This window comes from uncultured Microbacterium sp. (assembly GCF_947489255.1).
In the GTDB taxonomy this organism is placed as follows: Bacteria; Actinomycetota; Actinomycetes; order Actinomycetales; family Microbacteriaceae; genus Microbacterium; species Microbacterium phycohabitans.
This window is the reverse complement of the sequence record NZ_CANLCY010000002.1, coordinates 636,444-652,419: the sequence shown is the minus strand read 5'-3', so window position 1 is coordinate 652,419 and position 15,976 is coordinate 636,444. Positions and strand designations below refer to the sequence as shown.

The window sequence follows — 15,976 nt, the reverse complement described above, 5'->3', positions numbered from 1 at the left end:
ATCTCGAACGGATGCCGGAAGGGGCGGTGACCAACGCGGTCACCGCCCCTTCCGGCATCCGGATTCCCGGATTGGGCGCTCAGGCGTGGACGTGCACGTCTTTCCCGACGACCGTGATGCCCGTCTCGGTGACGGTGAAGCCGCGTGCGAGGTCGCGCTCGCGGTCGACGCCGATCGTGGCCCCGGGCTCGAGCACGACGTTCTTGTCGAGGATCGCGCGATGGATGCGCGCTCCCGCTCCCACCTGCACGCTGTCGAAGAGCACCGAGTCGGTGATGGTGGAGCCTCCGCCCGCGAGGGCCCACGGGCCCACGACGCTGCGTTCGAGGTGCGTTCCCGACAGCACCGAGCCCAGCGACACGATCGAGTCGATCGCGTTGCCGATGCGGCCCACCGAGTCGCGCACGAACTTCGCCGGCGGGGCATTGAAGGTCTGCGAGTAGATCGGCCAGTCGGTGTTGTAGAGGTTGAAGATGGGCAGGGTCGAGATCAGGTCCATGTGCGCGTCGTAGAACGACTCGATCGTGCCCACGTCGCGCCAGTAGGACTGGTCGCGCGGAGTGGAGCCGGGCACGTCGTTGCGCTGGAAGTCGTAGACGGCCGCCTCGCCGCGGTTGACGAAGTACGGCACGATGTCGCCGCCCATGTCGTGCGCCGAGGTCGGCAGCTCTCCGTCGTGCGTGACCGCCTCGACGAGCGCGTCGGCGTCGAAGATGTAGTTGCCCATCGAGGCGAGCACCTCGTGCGGCGAATCGGCCAGACCGGTGGGGTCCTGCGGCTTCTCGAGGAAGGCGCGGATCTTCGTGGCGTCGGTGGGATCGGTGTCGATGACGCCGAACTGGTTCGCGAGCGAGATGGGCTGGCGGATGCCGGCGACGGTGGCGCGCGCGTCGGAGGCGATGTGGGCGTCGAGCATCTGCTTGAAGTCCATGCGGTACACGTGGTCGGCGCCGATCACGACGACGATGTCGGGCTTCTCGTCGCGGATGAGGTTCATGGACTGCAGGATCGCGTCGGCCGACCCCGAGAACCACCGCTTGCCGAGACGCTGCTGCGCCGGCACGGAGGCCACGTAGGCGCCGAGCATGGGCGACATGCGCCACGTCTGCGAGATGTGGCGATCGAGGCTGTGCGACTTGTACTGCGTGAGCACGACGAGCTGACGCAGGCCCGAATTGATGAGATTCGAGATCGCAAAGTCGATCAGGCGGTACTGGCCGCCGAAGGGGACGGCGGGTTTGGCGCGGTCCGCCGTCAGGGGCATGAGTCGCTTTCCCTCGCCGCCGGCGAGGATGATTCCGAAGACCTTCGGCGCTGCAGGCATGGCACCACCCTAGGGGGCGGAGGGGGATGCGGAAACACGTCGTCGGCGCGCCCCGCGCTGTACTACGGTTCGTCTCATGCGCGTCGACATCGTGACCAAGGAGTATCCGCCGGAGATCTACGGGGGAGCCGGAGTCCACGCCACCGAACTCGTCAAGGCGCTGCGCGCCGAGGGCACCGAAGTACAGGTGCGCGCGTTCGGCGCGGCACGCGACGACGCCGACACGACGTCGTACGAGGTGCCGGCCGAACTCGCGTCCGCCAACGGCGCGATCCAGACCCTCGGCACCGACCTCGCGATCGTGAGCGACGTCGCCGGCGCCGACGTGGTGCACTCGCACACCTGGTACGCGAACTTCGCGGGGCACCTGGCATCCCTTCTCCACGGCATCCCGCACGTCGTGACCGCGCACAGCCTCGAGCCGTTGCGGCCCTGGAAGGCCGAACAGCTCGGCGGCGGCTACGCCGTGTCGAGCTACATCGAGAAGACCGCCTACGAGGGCGCTGCGGCCGTCGTCGCGGTGAGTTCGGGGATGCGCGACGACATCCTGCGCAGCTACCCGTCGCTGGACCCCGCCAAGGTGCGCGTCATCTACAACGGCATCGACACCGAGGCGTGGCATCCGGTGGCCGATGACGACTTCCTCGCGTCGGTCGGGATCGACCCGTCGCGCCCCTCGGTCGTGTTCGTCGGGCGCATCACCCGGCAGAAGGGCCTGCCGTATCTTCTGCGCGCGGCGGAGCAGCTGCCGCCCGAGGTCCAGCTCGTGCTGTGCGCGGGGGCTCCCGACACCCCGCAGATCATGGCCGAGGTGCAGGAGCTCGTGCGCGGGCTCCAGGCGACCCGCGACGGCGTGGTGTGGATCGAACGTCTGCTCCCGCGCGATCAGCTGTGCGCGATCCTCACGTCGGCGACGACGTTCGTGTGCCCCTCGGTGTACGAACCCCTCGGCATCGTGAACCTCGAGGCGATGGCGTGCGGTGCGGCCGTGGTCGGCACCGCGACCGGGGGGATCCCCGAGGTCGTCGTCGACGGGGTGACCGGTCGACTCGTGCCGATCGAGCAGGTGCAGGACGGCACGGGGACCCCCGTCGACCCCGAGCGTTTCGTCGACGACCTCGCCCGGGTGCTGACGGAGGTCGTGACGGATGCCGAGACCGCCCGCGCCTACGGCGAGGCGGGGCGTCAGCGTGCCGTCGACGCCTTCAGCTGGGGAGCGATCGCGCAGGAGACGGCGGCGCTGTACGCGGAGGTCGCGGGGAAGTAAGGCTCCGGTCGTTTTCGCTCCGGGCCCGTTCCGATGTCCTACGCCGGGTCGCGGCGCACGGGCGCGGGCTCCTTCACGGGGACCTGGGGCACGCCGAAGTCGCCGGGGAGCGGCAGGGAGAAGCTCCCGCTCCACAGGGCCGCGTGGCATCCGGGACCCGCTGACTCGGACAGTAGGCTGGGTTCATGCCTCAGGTGCTCGAGTTCTCCGACGTCGTCGTCCGCCGGAACGCGCGGGACATCGTGTCCCACCTCGACTGGACGGTGTCGGATGACGAGCGCTGGGTGGTGCTCGGCCCGAACGGCGCCGGCAAGACCACGGTGCTGCAGCTCGCCGACACGCTCCTGCACCCGACCTCGGGATCGGTGACGATCCTCGGCGAGCGTCTCGGGCGCACCGACGTGTTCGAGCTGCGTCCGCGCATCGGTTTCGCCTCGTCGGCGATGGCTCGTCGTGTGCCGCCCGAGGAGACCGTGCTCGACGTGGTGCTGACGGCGGCCTTCTCGGTCGTCGGTCGCTGGCGCGAGGATTACGACGACATCGACGAACGACGCGCCCTGCGCGTGCTCGCCGAGTGGAAGCTCGACCACCTCGCCGACCGCACCTTCGGCACGCTGAGCGATGGTGAGCAGAAGCGCGTTCAGATCGCGCGAGCGGTCATGACCGACCCGGAGCTGCTGCTGCTCGACGAGCCGACCGCGAGCCTCGACCTCGGGGCGCGCGAAGAGCTGCTGACCCTGCTGTCGGGGTACGCGCAGGCGCCGACGACGCCCGCTATGGTGATGGTGACGCACCACGTCGAGGAGATCCCCGTCGGGTTCACGCACGTTCTGCTGCTGCGCGACGGCGAGGTCGTGGCATCCGGGCCCCTCGATGAGGCCCTCACGGCCGAGAACCTCTCGGCGACCTTCGGTCTCGAGATCACGCTCACGCACGAGGCGGGGCGGTACGCGGCTCGCGCGGTGTGACCGCACGCGGGTAGCCCTTGGGCTTGGGCTTGGGCTTCGGCTTCGGCCTCGGCCTCGGCCTCGGCTCGAGCTTGGGCTTCGGCCTCGGCCTCGGCTCGAGCTTGGGCTTCGGCATCGGCTCGGGCGCGAGCCTGGTAGACTCTTCCGTTGGTGCCTCCGGCGCCGCAGACTTTGACGTCCTGGCAGAATCCAGGGCACCACTTCTCAAAGGACCTCCCATGCAGACTGACATCCACCCCACGTACAAGGCCGTCGTGTTCCGCGACCTCGGTTCGGGCGACACCTTCCTCACCCGTTCGACCGTCTCGAGCGACAAGACGATCGAGCTCGACGGTGTGGAGTACCCCGTCATCGACGTGGAGATCTCGTCGGCCTCGCACCCGTTCTACACGGGCAAGCAGCGCATCATGGACTCGGCCGGCCGCGTCGAGAAGTTTAACCAGCGCTTCAAGAACTTCGGCGGTCGTTGATCCGCAGCGACTTTCGCGACGGAAGCCCCTCGTCCTTCGGGACGGGGGGCTTCCGTCTTGTCGGAGCGGGCCACTGCCGGTGCGGACGCCGCTCGGCTCCGCGTCAGCGATCGAGCGCGAGGTCGTCGAGGTGGCGGTGCGGGCCGAGGTCGGGTCGGCGGTCTCGCCACATCCGTTGGTCGTCGCGCACCGTGGCGATGAGCTCCGGGTCGATGTCGACCACGGCGATGCCCTCGCGGTGTTCGACGCTCGCGACACGGCGTCCGAGGGGATCGAAGACCGCCGAGCCCCCGATGAAGTCGTACGGGGCGCCGACGAGACCGCTGAAGACGACGTACATGCCGTTGTCGAGCGCTCGGGAGGCGTAGTGCAGGTCGCGGCGCCGTTCGCCCCCCCGGGAAGTAGGCTCCGCTGTTGACGTACACGGTGGCACCGGATGCCGCGGCTGCGGCCGCGTGCTCGGGGAAGTTGGCGTCGTAGCAGACCGAGAGGGCGACACACGTGCCGTCGACCTCGAACGAGAACCCGCCTCCACCGGCCGTGAACGTCTCCCGCTCCGGGGCGTGGAGGTGTTGCTTGTCGTAGGCGGCCAACGGCGCGCGGCGCGGCGCGAGGACGACGTCGGTCAGGGTGCGGCGGTCGCCGCGATCGAGGGCGGTGTTGACGATCGCGATGATGCCCGTGTCATCCACGACGTGCTGGATCGGTGCGAGCCAGGCGGTGTCGTCGAGGTCGGGCAGTGGGCGCGCGAAGACCGCGGTGTCATACCCGGTGGGGAACGCCTCGGGGAACACCACCACCGACGCTCGTGCAGCGGCCGCCTGCGCGGTCAGCTGTGCCGCGCGGTGCACGTTGTGCGCGACGTCGCCGGGGCGCGCCTCGGCCTGGACGGTGGCGATGCGGGAGGTCACCGGATCATCCTGTCAGCCGTCGGGCGCGCGCGTTCGCGAGCGAGGGCTGGTTAGCTCGAGCACGTGGAGTTGCAGCGATGTCGAACGCCCGATGAGCTCGCGGACCTCGAGGAGTTCCTCCGTTCGGTCGACCTGACGGTGACCGGGTTGAGCGACGCGTCGGTGCACGTGTGGGTGGAGCGGGATGCCGATGGAGTCATCGTGGGCAGTACCGGGTGGGAAGTGAGCGGCGACGGCTGTCACGCGTTGATCCGCAGTGTCGCCGTCTCACCTCAGCGACGACAGGGCGGACGAGGGAGTGCGCTGGCCGAGTTCGCCCTGAACCGCGCGGCCGAGGCCGGCGCGCGCACGGCGTGGCTCTTCAGCCGACGCTCGGGCGGGTTCTGGCAGGGTCTCGGTTTCAGCCCGGCCGACCGTGAGCAGCTGGCCGGGGTGCTCGCCGAGACGCATCAGGTGCGGATGTTCCGGCGCACGGGCCGGTTGCAGGACGAGGTCGCGTGGGTGCGGGTGCTGCGGGCGGAGTGAGGGCGCTGTCGGGGCCGCGATGCGAGCGGTGGGTGATTTTGCGCGGGGCGGGTGACGGATGAGTCCGCGCGGGGTGGTGTCGCGCGTGGTGGCGCGGGCGTGGTGGGGCGGGCGGGGTGGCGTCGCGTGGGGTGGCGCCGCGCGGGGGTGGCGCGAGCGGGTGTCAGAACGGGGGCGGGTCGGCGTCGTACCTCGCCCCGAGGGGTGAGGTCCACGACGTGTCGCCCGACGCCGTCGCCGACGGTGACCACCGCGTGTCGTGGCGGATCCGGTGATGGTGACGGCAATCGGGGTCGAGGTTGTCGGCGTCGGTCGTGCCGCCGTCGACCCATGCCCGACGGTGGTCGATGTCGCAGTCGGTCGCGGAGCGGGCGCACCCGGGAAAGGCGCACGTGGGTGAGGTGATACCGAGCCACCGTCGGAGCGCGACCGGAACGCGATAGGTCTTCCGATCGAGCGCGAGCGGCACCGCGGTGACCGGGTCGGTGAGCAGACGGACCCACGATGTCGCTCCGCCGGCCAGACGACGTGCGGTGTCGAGGTCGATAGGACCGTATCCCTCCAGCGTGGCCGGCTCTCGGCCCGCGCCGAGCAGGGTGAGCGCGGGCACCGTCAGGATGACGGTGGCCTGCACGGGTGAGGGTGCCGGATGCCGAGCTGCGAGGGCGTTCTCGTGGGGTCGCGGCGACTCTCCGGCTGATCCTTCCGTGCCGGTGGCGGATGCGTCGTCGGGCCGCGGCAATGACGGGGTGGTGCCGAGAACGGGAGAGCTCCCATCGGGTGGCCGGGACGCCGGTGGAGTACCGGGGGAGTATCCCTCGAGAGAGGGGCATTCCGGTCGTCCGTGTCGGCGGTCGGAGGAATTGGCATCGAGTGGTGGGGCCGCCGGTCGCGTGCCGCGGGAGTCGCCCACGGGAGAAGGTTTTCCCCGTCGTGCGTGTCGCGGGGTGGGGTAGTGCTCGTGCCGCGTCGTCCACACCCGTCGAGCATCGGTGGGCCCGTCGTCGGAGGGAGGAGGGGCGGCGGCACCGGCGGGCCGCACGACGAGATCGGCGAGGACGTCGGCACGCAACTGTGCGAGCGTGCGTTCCTCGTCCGCCGCGGCCCGGAGGTGACGGGCGGCCCGATCGAGTTGCGCCATCACCCCGCGCGCGTCGGCCGCCGGGGGCAGGGCGCTCAGCGAAGCCATTCCGTCGAGTTCCGGCGTCATCCAGACCCCGCGATCGACCGCCGCCCGACGGTGTCGCTCGTCGACGGATTCGGCGTGCACCTTCTCGCGGATCGCCCGGGCGGCGACGGCGAACTTGGCGGGGACGAGACGGACCGCGCGGTCCGTGACGGCGGTGTCGAACGCGTGCCAGACGGCGGCGCTCTCGTCGGCGGAAGGGGCGGTCGCCGCAGCATCCGAGCGTGCGTCGGAAGCGCCCGCGTCGACAGGGCTCGCGTCGGCGGAAGCGGCGGCCGCGTCGCCCTCGGCGCTCGGGTCGAGAGCACTCGGGTCTTCGGAAGCAGGGGTCGCGTCGACACCGTTCTCCGGGCCGTCGCCGCCAGCCGGGGATGCCGTCACGAACGGGGCAGCGGGGAGCGAGTCGGCGAGCCGGGCGGTCTCGATCGCGTGGCGCTCCGAGGTGCGGCCGTCGGTGAACGTCCGCCACAGGCGGGGGCATCGCTCCTTCAGGGTCTGGGCACGAGTCGCACGGGCTCGGACGGTCTGCTCCGATACGCGCAGGCGCAGGGCGATCTCGGCGACGGCGGCCCGCTGAGCCATGTCGAGGCGGTCGCGCCGCACGGCCGCTGCCGTGCGGCCGCGCCGGTCGTGCCAGGCGCGGTCCAGCGTGGGATCGGGACCGACCCAGGGCGTGGGGTCGGCGATCGCGTCGGCGAGGATCTCGGCGATCAGCCGGTATTCCTCGGCGGTCGCGCGATGCCGCTCGGCCACGACGAGCTCGAGGTGGCCGAGCCTCGCGTCGAGATCGGAAGCCGCCGCCTCGGTGCCCGGGGCGCCGGACCCGCCGTCGCGCCAGTCGACCGACTCGCTGCCCGTCCAGCCGTCGGGCCGAGGGCCCGGCCATCCATCCCAGCGTCCATCCGCCCGCACATCCGGCCGGCCGTCCGAGAGCCCGTCGGCGTCGTCGAGGACGGATGCCGGCGCGATGAGATCGCGCGGTCCACCTCGCCGATGGTCGGGGGAGTCCCGCGTCTGCGAACCCTCGTCGTCGACCCACCAGTCGATGTCGGCACTCTCGCGCAGCGCCGCCCACTCGGCATCCAGATCGAGTTCGTCGTCGGTGGGCCACGGGGCACCGTCGCTCGCGCGGAACACCGGCGCGGGCCGGGTGGCGGAACGGGGACGGCGGGTCATGGCACGAAGGTAGCGCGGACCTCCGACATCGCCCCGCGGTGCGCGGAGACTGATCGACGGCTGGGAGCGGCCCTCCGGAGGCCGCGGCACGTCTCTCTCAGCCGGGAGTATGCCTCACGGAGCTCGGAGAACGCGTGCGGCCTCGCTCAGCGGATCGGCCACGCCCCGTCGAGCGGGGGAGCCGTGGCATCCAACCGCCCGATCTTCACGAAGTACTCCGTCAGGCTCGCGGCTTGCGCGCGAGCCCACGCGATCTGACGGGTGTGCAGTTCGTCGAGGGTCTGCGGCATCCAGGGTCCGAACTTCTCGGCGAGAGCGAGGGCCAGGCGACCGGCTGCGACCGCGTCGGCGCAGGCTTCGTGGGCGGAATCGAGAGGGACGGCGTAGTGCTCGGCGACGACCGACAGGGTGCGCTTGCCGCGACGATAACGGTCGTAGGTCTTGTCGACCACGAGCGGGTCGATCACGGGGGACGGCGCGTGGATCGGCGCGACGCCGTGGCGCACGGCCTCGTTCTTCAGCAGGGAGAAGTCGAAGGGCGCGTTGTAGGCGACGACCGGGATGCCGGCGGCGAACAGCGCCCCGAGAGCCTCGACGACCTCGGTGACCACGCGCGGGGCGGGAGCTCCGTCGGCGCGAGCGCGCTCGGTGGTGATGCCGTGGATGGCCGCGGCTCCGGCGGGGATGTCGATACCGGGGTCGGCCAGCCAATCGCGGGCGTCGATCACGTTGCCGTCGACGTCGAGCACGCCGACGTGCGCGGTGACGATGCGATCGCGTTCCACATCGACACCGGTGGTCTCGAGATCGAACACGCCGATCACGCGCGCCCACTCGGGCGTCTGGAAGAGGGGGAGCGGCTCGGCCTGCCACGTGGTCATGGGGCCACGGTAGAACGGGCGTCCGACATGGCCGTCGAGGCGCGCAGGGTCGGGGCGTGGTGGAGGGGGCCGGATGCCGCGGCCGGGCCGGTTCATGGGGCGCGCGTTCCGGATGCCGGGGAACGAGCGCGCTCCGGCGACCGCAGCTTGGCGCGGAGGGGCGGACTCCCCAGGTCGATGTCGGACCCCCCTCGTAGACTCGACCCATGCCGAACCCCTACGCCGACCGTCTCGCCGAGATCACCGTGGAGCGGCACGAGATCGACGTCCTGGGCGGCACCACGGCCTACTGGGTCTACGGAGACGACGACGCGGCGTCCACGATCGTCGCGGTGCACGGGTTCCGCGGTGAGCACCACGGACTCGATCCCGTCGTGGCGCACCTCCCCGGCATCCGGGTGATCTCTCCCGATCTGCCGGGGTTCGGCGAGACGGCGCCCCTGGCGGAGCGCTCGCACGACCTCGAGACGTACGCGCAGTGGCTGCGCGCCTTCGTCGAAGCGGTCGCGCCGGGCGCGGTGGTGCTCGGGCATTCGTTCGGGTCGATCGTGTCGGCCGCCGCGGTGGCGGGCGGGCTCGAGACTCCGAGGCTCATCCTCGTCAACCCGATCGGCGCGCCCGCGCTGGAGGGGCCGCGCGGCATCCTCACGCGGCTCGCGGTGTTCTACTACCTCGCCGGGGCGAAGCTCCCGCGCGCGATCGGCGAGGGGCTGTTGCGCAACGGGCTCATCGTGCGGGTCATGAGCAACGCGATGGCCAAGACCCGCGATCCCGAGCTGCGCCGGTTCGTGCACGAGCAGCACGACGAGTACTTCTCGCGCTTCGCCGACCGCGACGTTCTGCACGAGGCGTTCGTGACGAGCGTGTCTCACGACGTCCGCGAGTTCGCGCCGCGCATCACGCAGCCCACGCTCCTGATCGCCGCCGAGAAAGACGACATCACCCCGATCGAGGCGGAGCGGCACCTCGCGACGCTCTTCCCGGATGCCGAGCTGGTGGAGATCCCCGACGTCGGGCACCTCATCCACTACGAGACGCCGCAGGCCGCGGCATCCGCCATTCGGGGCTTTCTCGGCGAAGGGTGACGCGGGCGACGCGCGGCGGGGGCGCGCTCTACGCCGTCTCCGCTTTCCGCTTCCGGTACGCGTTGACGTTCATGCGGTTGCCGCAGTTGCCGGAATCGCAGTACCGCTTCGACCCGTTCTTCGAGAAGTCGACGTAGACGCCGTCGCAGTCGTCGGCCTTGCAGACGCGGATGCGGGCGTACTCGTCGGCGCGGATCACGTCGACGAACGCCATCGCGGTCTCCACGAGCATGCGCTGAGCGAGATGATCCGACGCCTCCGAGGCGTGGATGTGCCAGTCGAACTCGTCGTGCCGCACGAGCTGAGGGAGGGCGCGACCGTCGCGCAGCATCGCGTTGACGAGGGGCACGGCCTCGTCGCGGTCGACGCTCCACAACGCCTGGATCCGCGGACGGATGCCGCGCACGGCGGCGAGTTCGCGCTCGTCTCGCGCGCGCGAACCGGTGTAGGTGTGACGCGTGGCGAAGTCGTCGAGCTCCGCCATCGTCGTGAGGGTGTCGACCCCGCTCACCTCGGTGTGGGGCAGGGTGTTCACCAGTTCGACGGTCGCGCGCAGCACCAGTTCGGTGTCACGGATGAAGACCATGTTGACTCCTGACATTCCCAGGTCGTACTGTCACGAGTGTAAACGCTCTTGACCCCTGACAGCAGGCCCGCATGACCACGTCGTCCGTCACCCTTCCCCGCCCCACCCGCCACGGCTCCGGTGCCGTCACGGGGCTCCTCATCGCCGTCGCCTCGGCTCTGGCGTTCTCCTCCAGCGGTCCGTTCGTGAAGCCGCTCCTCGACGGGGGCTGGTCGCTCGGCGCCGTGCTCCTCGTGCGCATGGGCGTCGCCGCCCTGCTGCTCTCACCCGCGCTCATCGGGGCGATCCGCCGACAGCGGGGCTTCCTCCGCCGTCACGGTCTGCTCATCGTCTCGTTCGGTCTGACCGCCGTCGCCGGATGCCAGCTGTTCTACTTCGCCGCGATGCAGCGGATGCCGGTCGCCGTGGCGTTGCTGATCCAGTACATCGCTCCGGTGCTCATCGTGATCGCCGTGTGGGTGCGCACCCGGCGCGCCCCCTCGAAGGCGGTGCTGATCGGCTCGGTCGTCGCGATGGCGGGGCTCGTCCTCGTCGTCGACATCAGCGGGGCCCGCTTCGACCTGCTCGGCACGATCTTCGCGCTGTGCGCCGCGGTGTGCGCCGCCGCGTACTTCGTCATCGCGGGACGCGCGGGCGACGATCTGCCGCCCCTCGCGCTCGCCGCAGGCGGCCTGCTCACCGGCACCCTGCTCATGGGGGTACTGGTGCTCACCGGAGTGCTGCCGTTCGCCGCCCCATCGATCACGGTGGCGCTCGCGGGACTCGAGGTCCCCGGCATCCTGCCCCTGCTGTGGGTGGGGGCCGTGGCCACGACCCTCGGATACGCGCTCGGGGTGATCGCGGTGCCGCTCATCGGGTCGCGCCTGGCGTCGTTCGTCGGGCTCAGCGAGGTGCTGTTCGCGCTCGGGTTCGCCTGGCTGCTGCTGGGGGAGACACCCGCGCCGGTGCAGTTCGTCGGGGGAGCGCTCATCCTCGTCGGGGTGGTGCTCGTGCGCCTGGATGCCGGGAGCCCGGCCGAACCGAAGGCGGAGACGGCGAGCATCCCGGTGGTGCCGGCGCCCTGAGGCGGCGCGGGTTCCGGTCCCTTCGACAGGCTCAGGGACCTCGGGTGGGCGTGGCGCGGAAGCGGGCGCGGGTTCCGGTCCCTTCGACAGGCTCAGGGACCTGGGCTCAGGGACCCGGGCTCGACGACCTCGGGTGCGCGTGGGGAAGCGGGTTCGGGTCAGATCTCCTCGCGTGCCAGCTGCATCAGCGGGCCCACGCGGTAGCCGATCACCTCGCCCATCACGAGCGAGGTCTCGGTGCGCTCGACGCCCTCGATCGCGAGGATGCGCGCGTCGGTGTCGAACAGGTGCTGCGTGTCGCGGCACGCGACCCGCACGAGCAGGTCGACCTGACCGCTCAAGCCGTGGGCCTGCAGCACCTCGGGGACCTTCGCGAGCTCCTCGCGGATCGCCGGGAGCTCGGCCTGGCGCACCGTCACCTGCAGGAACGCCTCGATCGGGAACCCCAGTGCCTCAGCCGACAGCGTGCGCTCGAACGACAGGAACACGCCCCCGCGTTCCAGGCGACTCATGCGCGCCTGCACGGTGTTGCGCGAGAGTCCGAGCTTCTCGGCGAGCGCGACGACGGTGGCCCGCGGATCGGCGGACAGGGCGCGGAGGAGGTCGAGGTCGACCGCGTCGAGCTTGCTCATGCTGCGAAACATTAGCAGTGTCTCCGCCTCGGGCAATGGGCACCTTGCTCAATATGACGACGAGGTCTTGAGCGGGGTGCATTCCGCGCGTACGGTCGGCCTCGTCGGCGGTGTTGCCGACGCCCGGACCGCCCCGGCTCTCACGAGGAGCCCGGGCCGCACCTGGAGGGATGACGATGACGTACACCCAGACCACGCCGGAACACGGAGCCGCCGACCGCGGATCCGCCGACACCCGCGGCGACGTCGACGACGTCTCCCGCGTGCTCGAGCCCGACGGCTCGCGCGTCCCGGATGCCGAACTCGACCCGTGGATCGCCGACCTCTCTCCGCACGAGCTGCGCGCCCTCCATCGCGACATGGTCCTCACCCGTCGACTGGATGCCGAGGGCGTGGCCCTCCAGCGCCAGGGTCAGCTCGCGCTGTGGGCCCCGTGCCGCGGCCAGGAAGCCGTGCAGGTGGGCACCGCGCACGCCCTCGCCCCGGGCGACTTCGTGTTCCCGAGCTACCGCGAGCACGGTGTGCTGCTCGGCCGCGGCGCGAAGCCCGCCGACTACGTGCTCGCCTGGCGCGGCGAGGAGCACTCGGCCTACGACCACACCTCGATCAACGCCGCTCCTCCGCAGATCATCATCGGCGCGCAGTCACTGCACGCCACCGGCTGGGCCATGGGCGCTCAGCGCGACGGCTCCACCGACGTGGCGGTGGCGTACTACGGCGACGGAGCCACGAGTCAGGGCGACGTCAACGAGGCGATGGTCTTCGCCTCGTCGTTCCGCGCTCCGGTGGTCTTCGTCTGCTCGAACAACCAGTGGGCGATCAGCGAACCCGTCACCGTGCAGGCGAAGTACCCGATCGCGGGCCGCGCGCCGGGTTTCGGCATCCCGAGTCTGCGCATCGACGGCAACGATGCCCTCGCGTGCGTCGCCGCGATGCGCTGGGCGCTCGATCGCGCCCGTCGGGGCGAGGGGCCGTCGTTCATCGAGGCCGTGACCTACCGCATGGGACCGCACACCACGAGCGACGACCCCACGCGCTATCGCGACGCCGACGAGGTCGACGCGTGGGCGCAGCGCGACCCGATCGCGCGCCTCGAGGCGTACCTGCGCGCCGAGGGGGTGCTCGACGACTCGGGCCTGGACGAGGTTGCCCGTGCCGCCGACGCCCTCGCCGCCGATGTGCGCGCCGCCTGCATCGGCGCCACCACCCGGGCTCCCGAGACGATGTTCGACCACGTCTACGCCGAGCCGCACGCGGGCCTCGCCCGCCAGAAGGCCGAGTACGTCGACTACCTCGCCGGCTTCGCGAAGGAGGGCGCACGATGACCGCGCTCACCCTGGGTGCCGCGATCAACGCGGGCCTGTCGAAGGCGCTCGAGACCGACGAGAAGGTCCTGCTCATGGGCGAGGACATCGGCAAGCTCGGCGGCGTCTTCCGCGTCACCGACGGTCTGCAGCGGCGTTTCGGCGCGCAGCGCGTCGTCGACACCCCTCTCGCCGAGGCCGGCATCGTCGGCACCGCGGTGGGGCTCGCCCTGCGCGGATACCGGCCCGTCGTCGAGATCCAGTTCGACGGGTTCGTCTACCCCGCCTTCGACCAGATCGTCTGCCAGGTCGCCAAGCTGCACTACCGCAGCAACGGCCGCATCCGGATGCCGCTGGTCATCCGCATCCCGTGGGCCGGGGGAGTGGGCGCGGCCGAACACCACTCCGAGTCGCCCGAGGCGTACTTCGTGCACACGGCGGGACTCCGCGTGGTCGCCGCGAGCAACCCGCAGGACGCCTACGTGATGCTGCGTCAGGCCGTGGCATCCGACGATCCTGTGATCTTCTTTGAGCCCAAGCGCCTGTACCACTCCAAGGGCGAGGTCGATCTGGACGCCGATCTGGCCGATGCCCCGCCGATGCACCTCGCGCGCGTCGCCCGCGAGGGCACCGACGCCACGATCGTCACCTACGGCGCGCAGGTGCGCACCGCGCTGGACGCCGCGCTCGCCGCCGAGGACGAGGGCGTCTCGCTCGAGGTCATCGACCTGCGCTCGCTGTCTCCGATCGACATGAACACCGTCGCGGCATCCGTGCGCAAGACCGGCCGCGTCGTCGTCACGCACGAGGCCGCGCGGGAGGCGGGGGTGGGGGCCGAGCTCGTCGCGAGCATCACCGAGCAGTGCTTCGAGTACCTCGAGGCGCCGCCCCAGCGGGTGACGGGCCACGACATCCCGTATCCGCCGTCGAAGCTCGAGAAGCACCACGTGCCCGACCTCGATCGCATCCTGCACGCGGTCGACCGCGTCCGGGACCGCAGCGCCGGATCGGAGGTCCTCCGATGATCGCGGAATTCCTCCTCCCCGACCTCGGCGAAGGACTCCCCGAGGCGGAGATCGTGCAGTGGCACGTGTCGGAGGGCGACGCGGTCACCCTCAATCAGACGATCGCGGAGGTCGAGACGGCCAAGGCCATCGTCGAGATCCCCTCGCCCTACGCCGGAACCGTGCAGGGGCTGCACGCCGCGGCCGGAGACGTCGTCGCGGTCGGCTCGCCGCTGGTGTCGTTCGCCGTCGAGGGGGCGGATGCCGAGACCTCGTCGCCCGCGGACCTCACTCCCTCGCACACCGGCTCGGAGTCCGCTCCCGTCGACGCGAGCGCTCTGTCCGCCGAGGCGGGTCGGGCCGCGTCCGCCGAGGCCGCCCCGGCGGTCCGTCCCGCGGACACGGAGCGCGACGCACCGACCACGACCGCCGCCGACCGGCGCGCCTCGACCGATCTCCGCTCGACGGTCGCCGAGCCGGCGGCCGAGGAGCGCTCCACGCCGAACCTCGTCGGCTACGGCGCCGCTCCGAGTTCGGGCAGCCGGCCGAAGCGCCGCGCCCGCGCAGCCGGAGGCACCGTCACCCTCGACGCCGACACGGCCGTTCGCGAGGCGGCGCCCCACGACGCGGTGCGCACCGGCCCGATCGATCTGCCGCTCGAGCGTCCGCGATCGACGCCCCCGGTGCGCAAGCTCGCGAAAGACCTCGGGGTCGACCTCGTGCTCGTCGCGGCCGCGCACCCCGGCGAGGTCGTGACGCGCGCGCACGTCGAGGAGTACGCGGCCCGGGTGCCCGTGGCATCCGTCGCGTCGTCGGTCCCCGCGTCGACGGTCCCCCCGGCCGCGTCTTTCTCCGCGTCCGCTCCGGCGGCGTCACCGATGGCTCCCGGCGATCGGGTCACCCGCACGCCCATCCGCGGCGTGCGCAAGCACACCGCCGCCGCGATGGTGCAGAGCGCCTTCACGGCGCCGCACGCGACGACCTTCCTCACGCTCGACGTCACCGCGACGACCGAGCTGCTGGCATCCCTCAAGACCGACCGCGCTCTCGACGGGCACCGCATCGGCGTGCTGGCCGTCGTCGCGAAGGCCGTGTGCCTCGCCCTCGGGCGCACGCCCGCGCTGAACGCGAAGTGGGATGAGGCGGCGGGCGAGATCGTCGAGCATCACTACGTCGACCTCGGCATCGCCGCCGCGACCGATCGTGGACTCGTCGTCCCGGTCATCCGGGATGCCGACCGCCTGCCGCTCGTCGACCTCGCCGACGCGATCGCCGAGCTCGCGGCCACCGCCCGGGCCGGTCGCACCGCCCCGGCCGACATGACGGGCGGGACGTTCTCGATCACGAACGTCGGAGTCTTCGGGGTGGATGCCGGTACCCCGATCCTCAATCCGGGGGAGGCCGGGATCCTCGCCGTCGGCGCCGTACGGCGCACGCCCTGGGAGCACCGCGGCGAGATCGCCCTGCGGGACGTGCTCACCCTCAGCCTGTCGTTCGACCACCGCGTGGTCGACGGGGCCGAGGCGGCGCGCTTCCTGACCGACGTGGCCGGTGTGCTGCGCGAGCCGGGGCGGGCGATGCTGCTGCGCTGAC

General features: G+C 71.4%; 14 protein-coding genes and 1 pseudogene. 9 read left to right on the top strand and 6 right to left on the bottom strand.

The genetic code is table 11. From position 1 onward, the window contains the following. Positions 1-79: 79 nt before the first annotated feature. Positions 80-1,324: a glucose-1-phosphate adenylyltransferase gene (gene glgC / locus Q0818_RS07020; RefSeq protein ID WP_298873022.1), complete on the bottom strand. Its 1,245-nt coding sequence runs from the start codon at positions 1,322-1,324 to the stop codon at positions 80-82. Positions 1,325-1,400: 76 nt separating this feature from the next. Here glgC and glgA point away from each other — a divergent pair, with 76 nt between their 5' ends. From glgA to Q0818_RS07005, 3 genes are all read left to right on the top strand, one after another. Further along, on the top strand, positions 1,401-2,591 hold the full coding sequence (gene glgA, locus Q0818_RS07015; RefSeq protein ID WP_298873020.1) for a glycogen synthase: 1,191 nt from the start codon (positions 1,401-1,403) through the stop codon (positions 2,589-2,591). 185 nt (positions 2,592-2,776) lie between these two features. Next, positions 2,777-3,559 carry an ABC transporter ATP-binding protein gene (locus tag Q0818_RS07010; protein ID WP_298873018.1) on the top strand — a complete coding sequence of 261 codons (783 nt, stop codon included), beginning with the start codon at positions 2,777-2,779 and terminating at the stop codon, positions 3,557-3,559. A 218-nt stretch (positions 3,560-3,777) separates the two neighbouring features. Next, on the top strand, positions 3,778-4,029 hold the full coding sequence (locus Q0818_RS07005) for a type B 50S ribosomal protein L31 (RefSeq protein WP_055837630.1): 252 nt from the start codon (positions 3,778-3,780) through the stop codon (positions 4,027-4,029). A gap of 103 nt (positions 4,030-4,132) precedes the next feature. Here the strand turns inward: Q0818_RS07005 and Q0818_RS07000 are convergent. Continuing rightward, a pseudogene (locus Q0818_RS07000) lies at positions 4,133-4,880 on the bottom strand (carbon-nitrogen hydrolase family protein). Positions 4,881-5,003: 123 nt separating this feature from the next. On the opposite strand from Q0818_RS07000, the gene Q0818_RS06995 reads away from it, so the two are divergent. Continuing rightward, positions 5,004-5,465 carry a GNAT family N-acetyltransferase gene (locus tag Q0818_RS06995; protein ID WP_298873016.1) on the top strand — a complete coding sequence of 154 codons (462 nt, stop codon included), beginning with the start codon at positions 5,004-5,006 and terminating at the stop codon, positions 5,463-5,465. 163 nt (positions 5,466-5,628) lie between these two features. Here the strand turns inward: Q0818_RS06995 and Q0818_RS06990 are convergent, their stop codons facing one another. Beyond that, entirely contained in the window at positions 5,629-7,827 is a 2,199-nt protein-coding gene (locus tag Q0818_RS06990; protein ID WP_298873014.1) for an HNH endonuclease, read from the bottom strand. 146 nt (positions 7,828-7,973) lie between these two features. Beyond that, positions 7,974-8,708, bottom strand: coding sequence for an exonuclease domain-containing protein (locus Q0818_RS06985; RefSeq protein ID WP_298873011.1), 735 nt, complete (start codon positions 8,706-8,708; stop codon positions 7,974-7,976). 206 nt (positions 8,709-8,914) lie between these two features. On the opposite strand from Q0818_RS06985, the gene Q0818_RS06980 reads away from it, so the two are divergent. After that, positions 8,915-9,793, top strand: a complete 879-nt coding sequence (locus Q0818_RS06980) for an alpha/beta hydrolase (protein WP_298873009.1) — start codon at positions 8,915-8,917, stop codon at positions 9,791-9,793. A 28-nt stretch (positions 9,794-9,821) separates the two neighbouring features. On the opposite strand, the gene Q0818_RS06975 is transcribed toward Q0818_RS06980, so the two are convergent. Continuing rightward, on the bottom strand, positions 9,822-10,379 hold the full coding sequence (locus Q0818_RS06975; protein WP_298873008.1) for a CGNR zinc finger domain-containing protein: 558 nt from the start codon (positions 10,377-10,379) through the stop codon (positions 9,822-9,824). A 71-nt stretch (positions 10,380-10,450) separates the two neighbouring features. On the opposite strand from Q0818_RS06975, the gene Q0818_RS06970 reads away from it, so the two are divergent. Next, positions 10,451-11,443 carry a DMT family transporter gene (locus tag Q0818_RS06970; protein ID WP_298873007.1) on the top strand — a complete coding sequence of 331 codons (993 nt, stop codon included), beginning with the start codon at positions 10,451-10,453 and terminating at the stop codon, positions 11,441-11,443. A 158-nt stretch (positions 11,444-11,601) separates the two neighbouring features. Here the strand turns inward: Q0818_RS06970 and Q0818_RS06965 are convergent, their stop codons facing one another. Continuing rightward, complete coding sequence (locus Q0818_RS06965; protein ID WP_136585763.1) at positions 11,602-12,075, bottom strand: Lrp/AsnC family transcriptional regulator; 474 nt, start codon at positions 12,073-12,075, stop codon at positions 11,602-11,604. A gap of 176 nt (positions 12,076-12,251) precedes the next feature. On the opposite strand from Q0818_RS06965, the gene pdhA reads away from it, so the two are divergent. Genes pdhA through Q0818_RS06950 form a run of 3 tightly spaced genes read left to right on the top strand, consistent with a single transcriptional unit; the run spans position 12,252 to position 15,975 of the window. Then, positions 12,252-13,400, top strand: coding sequence for a pyruvate dehydrogenase (acetyl-transferring) E1 component subunit alpha (gene pdhA, locus Q0818_RS06960; RefSeq protein ID WP_298873004.1), 1,149 nt, complete (start codon positions 12,252-12,254; stop codon positions 13,398-13,400). Then, positions 13,397-14,404 carry an alpha-ketoacid dehydrogenase subunit beta gene (locus Q0818_RS06955; RefSeq protein WP_298873003.1) on the top strand — a complete coding sequence of 336 codons (1,008 nt, stop codon included), beginning with the start codon at positions 13,397-13,399 and terminating at the stop codon, positions 14,402-14,404. The genes pdhA and Q0818_RS06955 overlap by 4 nt, the downstream gene beginning before the upstream one ends. Further along, positions 14,401-15,975, top strand: coding sequence for a dihydrolipoamide acetyltransferase family protein (locus Q0818_RS06950; RefSeq protein ID WP_298873001.1), 1,575 nt, complete (start codon positions 14,401-14,403; stop codon positions 15,973-15,975). The genes Q0818_RS06955 and Q0818_RS06950 overlap by 4 nt, the downstream gene beginning before the upstream one ends. Position 15,976: the final 1 nt, after the last annotated feature.